The sequence below is a fragment of the Pseudomonas citronellolis genome (assembly GCF_001586155.1).
GTDB classification, from domain to species: Bacteria; Pseudomonadota; Gammaproteobacteria; order Pseudomonadales; family Pseudomonadaceae; genus Pseudomonas; species Pseudomonas citronellolis.
Window position 1 is genome coordinate 5,661,477 of the sequence record NZ_CP014158.1, and the last position, 15,489, is coordinate 5,676,965.

14 protein-coding genes and 1 pseudogene are annotated in these 15,489 nt (G+C 67.3%); 9 read left to right on the forward strand and 6 right to left on the reverse strand.

Features of this window, described 5'->3' with window-relative positions:
- Positions 1 to 83: 83 nt before the first annotated feature.
- A complete protein-coding gene (locus tag PcP3B5_RS24805) occupies positions 84 to 770 on the reverse strand; it encodes an LrgB family protein (RefSeq protein WP_061562664.1) in 687 nt (228 codons plus the stop codon).
- Complete coding sequence (locus PcP3B5_RS24810) at positions 757 to 1,134, reverse strand: CidA/LrgA family protein (RefSeq protein WP_009616050.1); 378 nt, start codon at positions 1,132 to 1,134, stop codon at positions 757 to 759. The genes PcP3B5_RS24805 and PcP3B5_RS24810 overlap by 14 nt, the downstream gene beginning before the upstream one ends.
- 98 nt (positions 1,135 to 1,232) lie before the next feature.
- Between PcP3B5_RS24810 and PcP3B5_RS24815 the strand changes: the two genes are divergently transcribed.
- Positions 1,233 to 2,123 carry a LysR family transcriptional regulator gene (locus PcP3B5_RS24815; RefSeq protein ID WP_061562665.1) on the forward strand — a complete coding sequence of 297 codons (891 nt, stop codon included), beginning with the start codon at positions 1,233 to 1,235 and terminating at the stop codon, positions 2,121 to 2,123.
- Positions 2,124 to 2,378: 255 nt separating this feature from the next.
- Here PcP3B5_RS24815 and PcP3B5_RS24820 read toward each other — a convergent pair whose 3' ends face one another.
- Positions 2,379 to 2,831, reverse strand: coding sequence for a flavodoxin (locus PcP3B5_RS24820; RefSeq protein WP_009616048.1), 453 nt, complete (start codon positions 2,829 to 2,831; stop codon positions 2,379 to 2,381).
- Between the two features lie 148 nt (positions 2,832 to 2,979).
- Between PcP3B5_RS24820 and folM the strand changes: the two genes are divergently transcribed.
- From folM to PcP3B5_RS24845, 5 genes are all read left to right on the forward strand, one after another.
- On the forward strand, positions 2,980 to 3,690 hold the full coding sequence (folM, locus tag PcP3B5_RS24825) for a dihydromonapterin reductase (RefSeq protein WP_061562666.1): 711 nt from the start codon (positions 2,980 to 2,982) through the stop codon (positions 3,688 to 3,690).
- 29 nt (positions 3,691 to 3,719) lie between these two features.
- Positions 3,720 to 4,280 carry a GTP cyclohydrolase I FolE gene (gene folE, locus PcP3B5_RS24830; RefSeq protein WP_009616046.1) on the forward strand — a complete coding sequence of 187 codons (561 nt, stop codon included), beginning with the start codon at positions 3,720 to 3,722 and terminating at the stop codon, positions 4,278 to 4,280.
- 2 nt (positions 4,281 to 4,282) lie between these two features.
- On the forward strand, positions 4,283 to 4,654 hold the full coding sequence (folX, locus tag PcP3B5_RS24835; RefSeq protein WP_009616045.1) for a dihydroneopterin triphosphate 2'-epimerase: 372 nt from the start codon (positions 4,283 to 4,285) through the stop codon (positions 4,652 to 4,654).
- 118 nt (positions 4,655 to 4,772) lie between these two features.
- Positions 4,773 to 5,096 (forward strand): DUF1244 domain-containing protein, encoded by a 324-nt coding sequence (locus PcP3B5_RS24840; protein ID WP_009616044.1) that lies wholly within the window; start codon positions 4,773 to 4,775, stop codon positions 5,094 to 5,096.
- A 13-nt stretch (positions 5,097 to 5,109) separates the two neighbouring features.
- Positions 5,110 to 5,448 carry a HopJ type III effector protein gene (locus PcP3B5_RS24845; RefSeq protein WP_009616043.1) on the forward strand — a complete coding sequence of 113 codons (339 nt, stop codon included), beginning with the start codon at positions 5,110 to 5,112 and terminating at the stop codon, positions 5,446 to 5,448.
- A gap of 982 nt (positions 5,449 to 6,430) precedes the next feature.
- Here PcP3B5_RS24845 and trxB read toward each other — a convergent pair.
- Positions 6,431 to 7,378: a thioredoxin-disulfide reductase gene (gene trxB / locus PcP3B5_RS24850; protein ID WP_061562667.1), complete on the reverse strand. Its 948-nt coding sequence runs from the start codon at positions 7,376 to 7,378 to the stop codon at positions 6,431 to 6,433.
- A gap of 375 nt (positions 7,379 to 7,753) precedes the next feature.
- Between trxB and PcP3B5_RS24855 the strand changes: the two genes are divergently transcribed.
- Both PcP3B5_RS24855 and cysZ read left to right on the forward strand, forming a co-directional pair.
- Entirely contained in the window at positions 7,754 to 9,694 is a 1,941-nt protein-coding gene (locus PcP3B5_RS24855; RefSeq protein ID WP_061563336.1) for a sensor domain-containing diguanylate cyclase, read from the forward strand.
- Positions 9,695 to 9,780: 86 nt separating this feature from the next.
- Entirely contained in the window at positions 9,781 to 10,521 is a 741-nt protein-coding gene (cysZ, locus tag PcP3B5_RS24860) for a sulfate transporter CysZ (protein WP_043312688.1), read from the forward strand.
- A 297-nt stretch (positions 10,522 to 10,818) separates the two neighbouring features.
- On the opposite strand, the gene PcP3B5_RS24865 is transcribed toward cysZ, so the two are convergent.
- Complete coding sequence (locus PcP3B5_RS24865; RefSeq protein WP_061562668.1) at positions 10,819 to 11,403, reverse strand: hypothetical protein; 585 nt, start codon at positions 11,401 to 11,403, stop codon at positions 10,819 to 10,821.
- Between the two features lie 174 nt (positions 11,404 to 11,577).
- Between PcP3B5_RS24865 and PcP3B5_RS31150 the strand changes: the two are divergent.
- A pseudogene (locus PcP3B5_RS31150) lies at positions 11,578 to 11,771 on the forward strand (EI24 domain-containing protein); the annotation flags it as partial.
- 74 nt (positions 11,772 to 11,845) lie between these two features.
- On the opposite strand, the gene PcP3B5_RS24870 reads toward PcP3B5_RS31150, so the two are convergent.
- Positions 11,846 to 15,007 carry an autotransporter family protein gene (locus PcP3B5_RS24870; protein ID WP_160336944.1) on the reverse strand — a complete coding sequence of 1,054 codons (3,162 nt, stop codon included), beginning with the start codon at positions 15,005 to 15,007 and terminating at the stop codon, positions 11,846 to 11,848.
- Between the last annotated feature and the right edge of the window lie 482 nt (positions 15,008 to 15,489).

Here is a 15,489-nt window from a genome sequence, read left to right on the forward strand (position 1 = left end):
GCGAAGCGATACCCATCACCGCGACCGCATGGGTTTCGCAAGCTCAACCCATCCTACGAAAGGCACCTCGGCGCGGCTCGCGCCTACAGTACCAGCGCGACGGCGGGCGCCAGCATCAGGTTGAACAGCCCGGTGAGGACCATCAGCAGCCCCGCCGTGGAGCCCTCCTCGCCGCCGAACTCGTAGGCCCGGCTGGTACCCGCGCCGTGGGCGCCGACACCCAGAAGGGCGCCGCGGGCGAGGGTCGAGCGCAGCGGCAGCAGCTTCATCAGCAGGCCGCCGGCCAGGGCGCCGAACACCCCGGTGATCATCACGAAGGCGGCGGTCAGCTCCGGCACGCCGCCCAGGTCTTGGGACATCTCCATGGCCAGCGGCGTGGTGATCGAACGCGGCACCAGCGACAGCGCCACCTGGCCGTCCAGCGCCAGGGCGTTGGCCAGCATCCAGGAACTGCCGATGGCCACCGCGGAGCCGGCGCACATGCCCACCAGCAGCGCCGGCCAGTGCCGCGCCAGCAGCGCGCGCTGCTGCCAGATGGGCACGGCGAAGGCCACGGTGGCCGGGCCGAGCAGCGCCACCAACCAGTTGGTGTCGCGCGAGTAGTCGGCGTAATGGGCGTGCAGCGGGATGGCCACGGCGAACAGCAGCACCGGGACGAACACGATGGGCGCGAAGCCGTACCAGCGCACGCGCTTGTACAACTGGCGGCTGAACAGGTAGCCGCCGAGGGTCAGGGCCAGCCAGAACAGGGCTTGCTTATCGAGACTCATGGCGCGACCTCCAGCGGTACATGCCTTCCACCGACAGCGCGGTGACCAGCATCACCAGCAGGGTGCTGCACATGATCACCAGCAATATCTTCCAGCCCTCGCTGCGCAGCAGCGGGCCATAGTCCAGCAGGCTCATCAGCGCGGGGATGAAGAACAGTAGCATCTCCGCCAGCAGCAGCCCGGCGCCGCCCTGCAGCAGGGCCGGGCGGATCGCCCCGCTGGCGAACAGCGCCAGCAGCAGGCCGAGCCCCACCACCCCGCCGGGCAGCGGCAGGCCGGTGGCTTGCGCCAGCCAGCCGCCGAACCACCAGAAGGCGATGAGGACGGCGAGTTCGAAGCCCAGTCGGGCGATGCGGCGGATCATTTCGGGTGCCTGCGTGGCGGTGTGCTGTGGATGGCGCTCAGGTTAAGCCCGGGGCTACTATCCCCAAAGCGAATTGTTCGAATCGAGGCCATTCCAAAATGGAATTCAAGCAACTGCGCAGCTTCGTCGAGGTGGTGCGCCAGGGCAGCTTCACCCAGGCCGCGCAGCGCCTGCACGCCAGCCAGTCGGCCATCAGCAAGCAGGTGGCCCAGCTGGAGCAGAGCCTGCACGTGCAACTGCTGGAACGCAGCGGCCCCCACGTGCGCCTGACCGCCGCCGGCGAAGTGGTGCTGCGCCGCGCCGAGGACATGCTGCGCCTGCGCCGCGAACTGCTGATCGAACTGGACGACCTCAGCCAGATGAAGCGCGGCGAACTGCGCCTGGGCCTGCCGCTGCTGGGCGCCGACGCCCTGTTCGCCTGGCGCTTCGCCGAATACCGCAAGCGCTACCCGCACATCCAGGTGCACCTGGTGGAAGGCGGCAGCAAGAGCCTGGAGCAGGCGCTGCACGCCGGCGAACTGGAACTGGCCGGCGCGCTCACGCCGAACGACCCGGCCTTCGACTGGCAGCCGTTCTGCAACGAGCCGCTGGACGCCCTACTGCCGGCCGCGCACCCGCTGGCCGGGCGCGAAAGCATCGCCCTGGCCGAACTGGCCGACACGCCCTTCCTGCTCTACCAGCAGAGCTTCACCCTCAACGACCGCCTGCTGCGCGCCTGCCGCGAGGCCGGCTTCGAGCCCCGTGAAGGCGGGCGCAGCGGCCAGGCCGACTTCCTCGGCGCGCTGGTGGCCGCCGGGCAAGGCGTGGTGCTGCTGCCGCGGGCGGTGGCGCAGGAAGTGGAACGGCCGGGGGTGGCGCGGGTGCTGCTGAGCGAGCCGGACCTGCGCTGGGACATCTGCTTCATCTGGCGCCGCGACGCCTACCTGTCTCACGCGGCCAAGGCGTGGCTGGCGCTGCTGGAGGAGTTTCCGCTGCACCCCATGGGCTGAGCGGGCATCGCGGACGGAGTCCGCTCCTACGGTTCCAAGAAGCACGGCTTTTCGTAGGACAGCGTTGAGCGAAGCGATACCCATCAGCGCCACCGCATGGGTTTCGCAAGCTCAACCCATCCTACGAAGAGCACCTCGGCGCAAGACAGTTGCTCCTACGTTGCAGGCGAGCACAGTTTCTCGTAGGAGCAGGCCCTGCCTGCGATTCGCGCGCAGGGCGCGCTCCTACAGGTGGGGCACGCTGCAGGTCGTGCATCAACCCTTCAACGCAGCGATGAACTCGGCGATCCAGGGCTCGGCGTCGGTCTCCGGGGTGACCGTCTCGCTGGCGTCCAGGCGCAGCATCGGCAGCACCTCGCGCAGGCCCAGTTCGGCGTACAGCTCGCGCACCTGCTCGCCGCCGCCGCAGTAGGTGTCGCCGTAGCTGGAGTCGCCCAGGCCGATCACCGCGCCGGGCAGGCCGCGCCAGTTCGGCAGGCGGTCGCGCAGGGCGTAGTACAGCGGCTGGATGTTGTCCGGCAGCTCGCCCAGGCCGGTGGTCGAGGTGACCGTCAGGAAGGCGTCGGGCGCGGCTTCGATCAGCGCGTCCAGGGTGGCGCGCGGCTCGAACCAGGTCTCCAGGCCCGCGGCCTCCAGCAGGCGTCTGGCATGGCGCGCGACCTCTTCGGCGGTGCCGTAGACCGACCCGGACAGAATGGCGACTTTCATGGAAACTCCCGGTTCATGCGACAAACGCCCATTATGCCGCAAGCCGGCCACGGGTGTTCGCCGGCGCCGCCGGGCTGGTATAGTTTTTTCCCACCGCGCCGCTCGGATATGCCTCCGCCGGCGGTTTTCCACCAGCCACGAGGCTCGCATGAGCGCATCCCCGGCCCCCATCCTGATCACCGGCGCCAGCCAGCGCGTCGGCCTGCACTGCGCGCTGCGCCTGCTCGACGCGGGCCAGCCGGTGATCGTCAGCTACCGCAGCGACAAGCCCGGGCTGCAGCAACTGCGCGAGCGCGGCGCGACCTGCCTGTACGGCGACTTCGCCGAGGAGGCCGGCATCCTCGCCTTCATCGACGAACTCAAGGCGCACACCGACAGCCTGCGCGCCATCGTCCACAATGCCTCGGCGTGGCTCGCCGAAACGCCCGGCCACGAGGCCGAGGCCTTCCGCGCGCTGTTCAGCGTGCACATGCTCGCCCCCTACCTGATCAACCTGCACTGCGCGCCGCTGCTGGAACGCTCGCAGCCGGCCGACATCATCCACGTCAGCGACGACGTGGTGCGCAAGGGCAGCGCCAAGCACGTCGCCTATTGCGCCAGCAAGGCCGGGCTGGACAGCCTGACGCTGTCCTTCGCCGCGCGCCTGGCGCCGAAGATCAAGGTCAACACCATCGCCCCGGCGCTGGTCATGTTCAACGCCGGGGACGACGCCGACTACCGCGCGCGCACCCTGGCGAAATCCGCCCTGGGCATCGAGCCCGGGCCGGACGTCGTCTACCAGGCCATCCGCTACCTGCTGGACACCCCCTACGTCACCGGCACCACCTTGACCGTCAACGGCGGCCGGCACCTCAAATGACCGCCCGGCGTGGCGCGAGGAACCCTGCAATGACCGATTCCCTGTCCGCGAACTACCGCGAGATACTCCTGGGCCTGGGCGAGAACCCCGAGCGCGAGGGCCTGCTCGACACCCCCAAGCGCGCCGCCAAGGCCATGCGCTACCTGTGCCACGGCTACGAGCTGAGCCTGGAAGAGGTGGTCAACGGCGCGCTGTTCGCCTCGGATAACGACGAGATGGTGATCGTTCGCGACATCGAGCTGTATTCGCTGTGCGAACACCACCTGCTGCCCTTCATCGGCAAGGCCCATGTGGCGTACATTCCCACCGGACGGGTGCTGGGCCTGTCGAAGGTGGCGCGCATCGTCGACATGTTCGCCCGCCGCCTGCAGATCCAGGAGAACCTGACGCGGCAGATCGCCGAGGCGGTCGAGCGCATCACCGGCGCCGCCGGCGTGGCGGTGGTGATCGAGGCCCAGCACATGTGCATGATGATGCGCGGGGTGGAGAAGCAGAACTCGCAGATGTTCACCTCGGTGATGCTCGGCGCCTTCCGCGACTCCAGCAACACCCGCCAGGAATTCCTCCAACTGATCGGACGGAGCAAGTGACAATGACGCAATTGCAGCCGGGCATGGCGCGGATCCGCGTGAAGGATCTGCGCGTGCGCACCTACATCGGCATCAAGGAAGAGGAAATCCTCAACAAGCAGGACGTGCTGATCAACCTGACCATCCTCTACCCCTCGCAGGAGGCGGTGCAGGTCAACGACATCGAGCACGCGCTGAACTACCGCACCATCACCAAGGCGATCATCGCCCACGTCGAGGAAAACCGCTTCGCCCTGCTGGAGCGCCTGACCCAGGAAATCCTCGACCTGGTCATGGCCCACCCGGCGGTGCGCTACGCCGAGGTGGAGGTGGACAAGCCCCACGCCCTGCGCTTCGCCGAATCGGTGTCGATCGCCCTCGCCGCGCAGCGCTGAGCCGCGCGGCGCCGCCTGGCCAACGGCCATTGCTGGCGCCCGCCCCCGCTCTTATCATCTGCGCAGCCCCGAAGAGCCCCGACGTCCCACGACGACGCGCCACGCGAGAGCCCGACCCATGAGCAAGCCCGAACACAGCATCCTCGACCTCAGCCAGGAACAACGCACGGAACTGGAAGCCGCGGCGTTCCGCACCCTGGTGCAGCACCTGCGCAACCGCAAGGACGTGCAGAACATCGACCTGATGAACCTCGCCGGCTTCTGCCGCAACTGCCTGTCCAAGTGGTACAAGGCCGCGGCCGACGACATGGGCCTGGAGCTGAGCCCGGAACAGGCCCGCGAGGAGATCTACGGCATGCCTTACGCCGAATGGAAGGCGAAATACCAGAAGGAGGCCTCGCCCGAGCAGCAGGCCGCCTTCGACACCGCCAAGAAACACTGACGAGCCCGCCTTGATGACCCTCACCGATTTCCGCGCGCGCCTGCGCAGCGAGCAGCACCTGTTCACCGATACCCTGGCGTTCATCGCCGAGCACTACAGCTACAGCCCCAGCGCCTTCAGCAACGGCCCGGTGGAAAACCCGGCCGGGCAGAACGAGGGGTCCTGCAAGACGCTCGGCTTCGCCATCCTCGAGGGCCTGAGCCTGGAGGAAACCCTGCTGGCCTTCGGTGAGCATTACCGCGCGGTGCGTGATACGCCCGAGGGTACTGATCACGCCAATATCCGGGCGCTGCAGAATACCGGCCTGGCCGGCGTGCGATTCGAGCGTCAGCCGTTGTCGCGGCGCGGTTGAGGCCTCGGATACAGAAAAGCCCCGCTGATGCGGTAATGCTGTTCACTTAAGAAAGGATGCCGTTTCTCTGCCTGGGGGAAACGGTATTTTTCATTTGGGGTTATGGCCTGGCTCGCGAAGCTTGCCCCACTCCGGCCTTAAGCTCGTCATTGCCGCGAACAATACTAATAACCCAGTTGCCTTGGCTTGGGTGTTTCTGCGCCGCACCGAGTCTGCCCGACCGTCTTGTTTCGCCCCCTCGGGCGAGTCCCTTTTGTCAAACGCCACAAAAGGAACCAAAAAGGCTTGCCCCGCATACGGGCCCGATGGAGCCGGGCTACCCTCGCGAATTCCCCCGCCACGGAGGCCCGCCCCGAGGGTACGTCCCTGTAGCCCATCGGGGCTCTCGCGACATCCATGTCGCATGACCTCCTGAGCGCCGGTTTCGCTCGGCCTTCTGAAGGGGCGTTTCGGTGCGCGCGGATGTTTCTCTGGAAGTCCTTACGGCGTTATCCGCCGAATCGCGGACAGAGTCCTACGGTTCAGAGAGGCACGGGCGTAGGAGCGGACCTTGTCCGCGATTGAACTCAACGCCCCCGCCGGACACCCCGGTGGCACGAACAGCCCCCTCTCCCTTTGGGAGAGGGCTGGGGTGAGGGAGCGAAGCCAGGCTGGCGCACCTTCGCTGAACCACCACATATCGCTTAAGTGAACAGCATTACCGCGATGCGGGGCTTTTTCTTGGGGGCGCACAGGAGGGCCTGGGGCTCATTGGTCAACAGTCTGTGCCGAAACGCTTTTCGTAGGATGGGTTGAGCGAAGCGATACCCATCACCGCCACCGCATGGGTTTCGCAGGCTCAACCCATCCTACGAAGAGCACCTCGGTGCAGCCGGCAAGACAGTTGCTCCTACAGTTCCAGGAAAGCTCGGGCCTCCCCCTCCCAAAAAGGAAAAAGCCCCGACCAGCGGGGCTCCGTCCTGCACGCCGGCTCTTGGGGCCGTTACAGCGAATCCAGGTAGCGCTCCACGTCCAGCGCCGCCATGCAGCCGGCGCCGGCCGAGGTGATGGCCTGGCGATAGACGTGATCAGCCACATCACCCGCGGCGAACACGCCGGGGATGCTGGTAGCGGTAGCGTTGCCATCACGGCCGCCGTTGACCACCAGGTAGCCGTCCTTCAGCTGCAGCTGGTTCTCGAACAGCGAAGTGTTCGGCGTATGCCCGATGGCCACGAACAGCCCGTCCACCTTCAATTCCTCGGCGCTGCCATCGTTGTTGCGCAGACGCACGCCGGTGACGCCCATGTCGTCACCCAGCACCTCTTCCACCCGGGCGTTCAGCTTCAGGGCGATTTTCCCCTCGGCTATACGGGCGCGCAGCTTGTCCTGCAGGATCTTCTCGGCGCGGAAGGTCTCGCGGCGGTGCACCAGGGTCACCTTGCTGGCGATGTTGGCCAGATACAGCGCCTCTTCCACCGCCGTGTTGCCGCCACCGACCACCGCCACTTCGCGGTTGCGGTAGAAGAAGCCGTCGCAGGTGGCGCAGGCGGAGACGCCCTTGCCCATGAATGCCTCTTCCGAAGGCAGGCCCAGGTAGCGGGCGCTGGCGCCGGTGGCGATGATCAGCGCATCGGCCGTGTAGGTGCCGCTGTCGCCCTTGAGCACGAACGGCTTGCCGGCCAGGTCCACGGCGTTGATGTGGTCGAAGACGATCTCGGTCTCGAAGCGCTCGGCGTGCTCCTGCATGCGCTGCATCAGCGCCGGGCCGGTGAGGCCGTGGGGGTCGCCGGGCCAGTTGTCCACCTCGGTGGTGGTGGTCAGTTGGCCGCCGGCCTGCAGGCCGGTGATCAGCAGCGGCCTGAGGTTGGCGCGGGCGGCATAGACGGCAGCCGAGTAACCGGCGGGGCCGGAGCCCAGGATGATGACGCGGGCGTGACGAACTTCAGGCATGACTGACTCCTCGTCGAACAAGAAAAGGGAGCTGCCAAGGTACCTGGGGGAAGGCTGGGAGGAGCGGCAGCTCCCGCTAAACGCACAGATCGCGAGGAAGGCAGGGCCGTCAGGAGCGGGCGGCGCTGCCGTGGACTCATCCACGGCCTGAAGTCTGTCAGACGTTTCCCAATACCACCTTGAGATAAGTCAGGGACATCCCGCTTCGCCGGCCCACCGCTTCGCGACTGGAGATTGCCGCGCAGCGTATAGCCCGCGCGGGCCCAGGCGAAATGCCCAATCTCAATGCCTCCGATAGAGCCCCCCTATCTCCCGCGGCGGGCCAACTAGACTCAGGAGGTCCGCCCCTCTCCACCCGCCACCTGCGTGCCCGGCATGACCCTGAGAAACCGCCTGCTCCTGCTGTTCCTGCCGCTGCTCGCCCTCATCCTGCTGGGCATCTGGCAGCTGTCGGAACACATCCTCCTCGCGCGCTTCGACCGCGACGACCGCCAGCGCCTGTACGACGAGGTGCGCGTGCTCGACAACCGCCTGGCCTTCGAGAAGAAGCGCCACCTGGACCTGCTGCGCAGCTATGCCTGGTGGGATGCCAGCTACCGCTTCGTGGCGCACCCCACGCCGGGGTTCGTGCGGGAGAACCTGGACATCGACATGCTCGGCAACCTGGGCTTCGACTTCGCGCTCTACCTCGACCGCCAGGGCCGCGTCGTCGCCCAGCGCTGGGAGGAGGCGCGGCTCACAGCGCCCCAGGCGATAACCGGCGCGCCCAGCCCCGAGCGGCTGCGCCAGGCCCTGCTGCGCAGCGCCCTGGACCTGGGCGTGCTGGACCTGCAGGGCGACCCGTCACGCAGCCTGGCGCAATGGCTGCTGGTGGACGGCACCCCGCTGCTGCTGCTCAGCCAGCCGATCAGCGATAACCTGGGCCAGGCCGAACCGGTCGGCGCCATCGTTGCCGGCTACCTGCTCGACCAGCGCCGGGTGAACGCCCTGCAGGAGCAGATGGACGCGCGCCTGCAGGTGCAAGCCGGGGTGACGCCCGGCGACGGCTGGCGCGCCCTGCACGTGCCGGGGCGCAACGGCGGCGCGTTGCTGAGCCCGCGGCGGGTGCTGGACGCCGACACCCAGCAGGCCACCCTGCTGTTCCTCGATTCCGCCGATGCGCCGCAGTTCAGCCTGGCCATCAACAAGTCGCGGGTCGCCTACCGCCAGGGCCAGGAGGCCATCCGCCTGTTCCTCGGCATGACCTTGCTGATCACCCTCGCCGGCCTGCTGCTGGCCTACCTGGTCCTGGAATTCTGGGTGATCCGCCGCGTGCAGCGGCTCAACCGCGGGGTGGCGAACATCGGCGCCGACACCGCCGGCCCCGCCCGCCTGGCCGACATGGGCCGCGACGAAGTCGGCCAGCTGGCCTGCGAGGTCAACCAGATGCTCGAACGCCTGGAACGCAGCGAGGCCCGCGACCGCGCCATCCTCGACAGCATCCGCGATGGCTATTTCGAAATGGACGACAGCGGCGTGGTGCTCACGGTGAACGCCGCCTTCTGCCGCCTGCTCGGCTACGCCGCCGAGGAAGTGGAAGGCCACTCCTACCGGGAGCTGCTCGACGAACAGGACGTGGCGCGCGCCCGCGGGCTCTACCAGCAGGTGCGCGACGGCGAGCAGGAAACCACCTTCGCCGCGCCCTTCAAGCGCCGCGACGGCCAGCGCATGGTCTTCGAGACGAAGGTCTCGCCGATCGTCGACGCCCAGGGGCAGTTCTGCGGTTTCCGCGGCATCCTCCGCGACATCAGCCTGCAGGTGGCCTACCAGCAGCGCCTGCTGGACCTCGCCTACCGCGACGCGCTGACCGGCCTGGGCAACCGCAAGGCCTTCGGCGAACAGCTGCCCCTGGCCCTGCAGCGCTGCGCCGAAGGCACCGGCCTGGCCCTGCTGTACATCGACCTGGACCACTTCAAGCCGGTCAACGACCGCTACGGCCACGCCGCCGGCGACGCCGTGCTGGTCGCCGTGGGCGAGCGCCTGCGCGGCAACCTGCGCCAGCCGGACATGGCCTTCCGCCTGGGCGGCGACGAGTTCGCCGTGATCCTCGAAGGCGTCGACTGCAGCACCGCCGAAGCCCTGGCCGGGCGCCTGCTGGCCAGCCTCAACCAGGACTACCACGCCGGCGAGCAGCGCCTGGAATTCCTCTCCGCCAGCATCGGCATCGCCCTCTACCCGGCCGACGCCGGCGACACCGACGGCCTGCTCCAGGCCGCCGACAGCGCCATGTACCGCGCCAAGCAGCAGCGCAACCACTACAGCCGCTACCGCGCCTGACCGCCACACAACAGGCAAAACAGACGGCTCGCGGCCCCGCGCCGGCCCTGCTAAGGTCGCAAGCTGGTTTCCTACGGAGATGTTCCATGCCCACCCTGAGCGGCCCGCAATACCTCGGCGAAGGCCTGAAACTCATGATGCGCCCGGGGCTGCGCCTGTTCGTGCTGCTGCCCCTGACGGTCAACCTGCTGCTGTTCGTCGGCCTGATCGGCTTCGCGGTGAACCAGTTCAGCCACTGGGTCGACTGGCTGATGCCCAGCCTGCCGCAGTGGCTGGACTTCCTGCAGTACATCCTCTGGCCGCTGTTCGTCCTGCTGGTGCTGCTGATCCTGTTCTTCAGCTTCACGCTGGTGGCCAACCTGATCGCCTCGCCGTTCAACGGCTTCCTCGCCGAGAAGGTCGAGGTGGTGGTGCGCGGCCAGGACGACTTCCCGGCCTTCAGCTGGGCCGAACTGGCGGCCATGGTGCCGCGCACCGTCGCCCGCGAACTGCGCAAGCTCGGCTACTTCCTGCCGCGGGCCATCGCCCTGTTCGTCCTCAGCCTGATCCCCGGCCTGAACATCATCGCCGCCCCGCTATGGCTGGTGTTCGGCGTGTGGATGATGGCCGTGCAGTACATCGACTACCCGGCCGACAACCACAAGCTCGGCTGGAACGAAATGCTCGCCTGGCTGCGCAGCAAGCGCTGGGCCTGCATGGGCTTCGGCGGCATCACCTACCTGGCGCTGCTGATCCCGCTGGTCAACCTGGTCGCCATGCCCGCCGCCGTGGCCGGCGCGGTGCTGTTCTGGGTGCGCGAGGACGGCGACAAGGCGCTGGTGAAGTAGACCGGCGTCCTCGCTCTGGATGCCTGACGGTTGAGCCATAAGCAGCCGGATTCCTGCTGATTGATGCAGAAGGCAGGTACAGAACATGGCCCTCATCGCTCAGCCGTTCCGGCATTCGGACTAGGGCATCTACTACCTCAGGCGAGCCATCCCGGAAGACCTCCGTCCCATCCCAGGCAAAACCGGGAGACCCCGCCCAGTGCGAACCCGCGACCCCAGGGGACCAAGATAGTGTTCACAACGGCCCGCACCAGATAGGAGAGCTACTCCGGCAAGCATGTCCGGATGGCCCCAGCGTCACTGTTGGCAGGGGTTATACGCCTCACGGTACCCAACCTCGGTCGCGTACGGCAGATTCGTTCCCGGGATCATTCCCGCAATCACTTTGTTCCGTTCGCTGGGTCGCGTGAAGGCGCCCGCGTTGCCAATCAACAGCGGTTGCCCCTTCGATAGCAGGTAATCATTGATCTGTCCGTGCATCGGCCCGTTGAACTGGCCTTTGTCATCAAGCGGGATGATCATCGCAGCATAGTTGCGGGTGAACATCACGAACGATTCAGGGGCGTCCCGCGCGGTGTCAGTCCTGCCACAGAGCACGTCATCGGGGCGTAGGGTCAGCCAAGTCTTGTACTGGCCGAAGCTGTAGGTGGCAAGGATCAGCCCTTTGTGGGTCAAAACGCCCAGCCCGATTTCGGCGCGACAGAAAGCTTCCTGGCCATAGTTGAATGCGCAGAAGTTGGTTTCGGCCATGCTGACGATATCGCCGTGGGCGATGTTCAGGTCATGTTCGATCCGGGCTTGGGCATCGGGGGTCTTGTAGGGGATCGAGCAAGCGGTGAGAGCGACACAGGTGAGCAGGCACAACAGTCGGAGCGAGAGCATCAGCATTCCTTGGCGAAATCAGATATGGCATCCGTAGCCTTGGGACAGGTTGGGTAGCGTTGCCCCACCGGTACTGGCTAGTGGCACAGCATAATAGCGCCGCCAGGAGTGAGATCCGCTAATTTCTCGATATTCAGGCGCGTCGCTCACCCGACATTGAATGTCGCCGCCCCCGATAACCACAAACCGGGCTGGAACGAAATGCTCGCCTGGCTGCGCAGCAAGCGCTGGGCTGCATGGGCTTCGGCGGCGTGACCTACCTGGCGCTGCTGATTCCGCTGGTCAACCTGGTCGCCATGCCCGCCGCCGTGGCCGGCGCGGTGCTGTTCTGGGTGCGCGAGGAAGGCGACAAGGCATTGGTGAAATAGCGTCGCGACCCAGGTGCCCTTTCCGGCATCCCGTTGGGGCTCGGGATGCCGGTCGTTACACCCCATCGGCCCTGTCAGAACAACACCCTGAACCCCAGATTGCCGCTGTAGCTGTGGGCGTCGCCGTCGAAGGCCTGCTGGTAGCCGCCGGTGGCGAAGAAGCTGGTGCGCTTGTCGGCCTGCACGTCCACCCCGAAGGTCAGTTCGCCGCTGCTGCCGCCGATGTCGGACTTGAACGGCACGTCGCCATCGGCCGAGGAGAAGCGCGTCTTCGATTCGCCCTGGAAGTCATGCAGCACGCTGGGGCGCAGCCACAGGCTGACGCGGCGGCTGGACTGGCCCGCCGGGGCCAGCCAGTCCTTGGCCAGGCGCACGCCGGCGCGGGTCACCAGCGACTCGCTGTCGTCGAAGCGCACGCTGGCGGCGCTGTCGCGGCTGTCGCTCAGGTCGAGGCGGGTGTAGGTCGCCTGCAGCTGCGGCTCGACGTACAGGTCCTGGCCAACCTCGAACGGATAGCCGCCCTCCAGCGAGGCGGTGTAGGCCTGGCCATGGCTGTCCAGGTCGTAGGTCTGCCTGGAGTTGGCGTCGATGTCCAGGTAGGTGTATTGCAGCACGCCATCCAGGTACCAGCCGCTGGCGCCGAAGTGCGTCCAGTAGCCGCCCAGGCTGTAGCCGCGCAGGGTGTCGTCGCCAGCGTCGCGGCGGTCGTAGTGGTCGACACCGCCCTTGATGTTGCCGAAGGCCAGGGACAGGCCCGCCCGGTCGCTGCTGCCATCGTCCATCTGGCGCTGGAACAGGTCGAGGCCGACCTGGAAGGCGCTGATCTGGTAGTCGTACTTGGGCATCTCGCCGTACTGGCCGTAGTGCTCGCGATCCTGTTGGCCGTTGCGGTAGATCATCCGCCCCCAGCCCAGCGGGCCGTCGCCCGCCGGCCGTTGCTGAAGGGTGCCTTCCAGGCTGCGGTTCTCCTCGCCGACGCGCTCGTGCAGGCTGTCGACCATGGCCTGGGCGTAGGTCAGGCCCAGGGACGGGATGGCCGCGTACAACGAGGTTTCCGGACGATAGTCGGGCGTGGTGGGCGTGACGGGGCCGCCCGTCGGCGGCGGCGTGGCGCTGTCGTCCTCGCGTTGCGAACGCAGGAACCAGGAGTCCGGCGCGGAGTCGTCGCGCGAGCCGCGGTACAGGCTATAGCGGTAGGGCCCGGCCTCCAGCGAGTTGCCCAGGGAAAACGCCGAGGCCTCGCTGGTGGCGCCGTTCACCGCGTTGACCAGGAGAATGCCGTTGCCCGGCGTGGCGGCGCCGAGGCCGCCGACGTTGGTGACCTGGAGGCTGGTCTGCCCGCTGGCGCTGCCACCGTCGATGACGAGCTGGTCCGTGGGCGAGGCGTCGCCGCCGAGCACGGTGTTCAGGTTGATCCGGCCGCCCTGGCCGGCGTAGCTCCCCACCGTCAGCTTGTTGCCCACGCCGGTGCCGGCGAGCTGCACCAGCCCGGCGTTGCTCAATGCGCCGCCGATGACGAAGGCGCCCGTACCCTGCCCCGGCAAGGCCGCGTCGGCCACCGCCAGGGTCCCGGCATTGCTCACCGGGCCCTGCACGCTGCCATAGCCGCCCAGGGTCGCGCCGGCCGCCACCTGCACGGCGCCCCCGCCGCTGAGGGCCGCGGACGCATGGGCCGCATCGCCCACCAGCAAGGTGCCGCTGCTGACGGTAGTGGCGCCGCTGTAGGGGTTGTCGCCGGTCAGCAGGGTGGTGCCGGTGCCGATCTGGTTGACCGCGCCGGTCCCCGAGATGCTGCCGTCGAAGGTCAAGGCGTCGGCTCGGTTGAATGCCAGCGTGGCGTCGTTCAGCACGTCGCCCACGATCGACCCGGAGGTGCCGCCGTCGCCCAGTTGCAGGGTGCCGGCGGAAATCGTGGTGCCGCCGGCATAGCTGTTGTTGCCGGTGAGGACAGTGGTGCCGGCGCCGACCTGCTCCAGCGTACCCGTCCCGGAAATGTCGCCGGCGAGCGTCAGGCTATCCGAGCGATTGACCACCAGCCGGGCGTCGTCCTGCACGTTGCCGACGATGGAGCCCGAGGTACCGCCATCGCCCAGCTGCAGGGTGCCGGCGGAAATCGTGGTGCCGCCGGCATAGCTGTTGTTGCCGGTGAGGACAGTGGTGCCGGCGCCGACCTGCTCCAGCGTACCCGTCCCGGAAATGACGCCGGCGAGCGTCAGGTTGTCCGAGCGGTTGACCACCAGCCGGGCGTCGTCCTGCACGTTGCCGACGATGGAGCCCGAGGTGCCGCCGTCGCCCAGCTGCAGGGTGCCGGCGGAAATCGTTGTGCCGCCGGTATAGGTGTTATCGCCGGTGAGCACGAGGGTGCCCGTGCCGGCCTTGACCAGGCTTCCTCCGGTCCTGTTGGTGGGCTGCTGGCCGAGGTATTGGCGGTAGGCGTTGATGGCCGCCGAGGTGCCGTCCTGGATGACGCCTGAAATGACGTCGTCGCGGTTCAGCGCCCCCAGCGTCAGCGCCGAATTGGACAGGTAGACCGAGCCCACGCCGCTCAGCGAGCCAATGGACAGCGCCATGCCGCTGGCCAGGTTCACCACGCCGCCGGCATCGTTGACGAGGGTGGCGCCAGCGGCGCTGGACGAGCCGCTGAACGAAGTCACGCCGCCGTCGCGGTTGGTGATGGTTGCCGAACCGGCGCTCGACGTCTGGGTGAAGGAGGTCAGGCCACGGTCGTCGTTGACGATGGTCGCGCTGCCGGCGCTGGAGGCGCCGGCGAAGTTGATCTGGCCTTCGCCCTCGACCGACAGGTTGGCGTTGCCTGCCGTCGAATTCTCGACGAACTGCACCAGCGAACCGCTGAACAGGTCGCCCGGAGTATTGCCGACGACGGTGATGGTGGCGTTCGCCGCCGTGGACGAACCGGCGAAATGCATGGCGTTGTAGGGGTTGCCCGGCGCGGCCGGCGTTGTCCCCTCGAGACTGTAGCTACCGCCGCCGGCCGAGGCCGTGCCATTGAGGTTCAGGCCGGCGCGGCCGGTCAGCTCCAGCGAGCCGGCGTCGATGGTGATGTCGGTGGCGGTGGCGAGCTGCGAACCGGGGATGCCGAAGATATGCGCGTCGTCCGCGGCGCCCGGCACCACGCCGAGGTCCCAGTTGCCGGGGGTATTCCAGTTTCCCCCGTCATTGGCGCCCCCGGTCCAGGTGATGGTCTGGGCCGACAGCGTCCCCGAAAACGAAATCAAGGCACAGGTCAACAACGGAATCCTGAACGCCACGGAACTGCCCTCCATAGTCAAATGCACTCGGAAAGCGTAGACGCCGGGAGCGTTTCAGAAAGCGTCGGTCGCCCCTCCTGGCGTGGCGGAGACCATCAAGATCGCGATTTTCAGCTCGGCCACAGCCTGCATGGCTTATCGCCACCTCCCCTGAAGGCGTTGTGGGAAGCGGCATTGCGGGAGGCAATTGTCACTGAATATTTTCTGACGCCATAAATCTGACAACCATCAAAAAAATACGAAAATTCCTACATCAAGGCGAATAGTCAAAAAAACCGCCTGACCTATATCAAGCGATTCCCCTCCTCCCGCCCCCAAGAATGTCCCCGCACCCCGATGCCGCGAAGGCACCGGAGCGGCGCGGCCCAGCCGCGCATCCACCAGCGCCTGGCGAGGCCAGGCCACATCGTCCAACGACCGCGGATCGGCATCGGCAGCCCGCGTCTGCC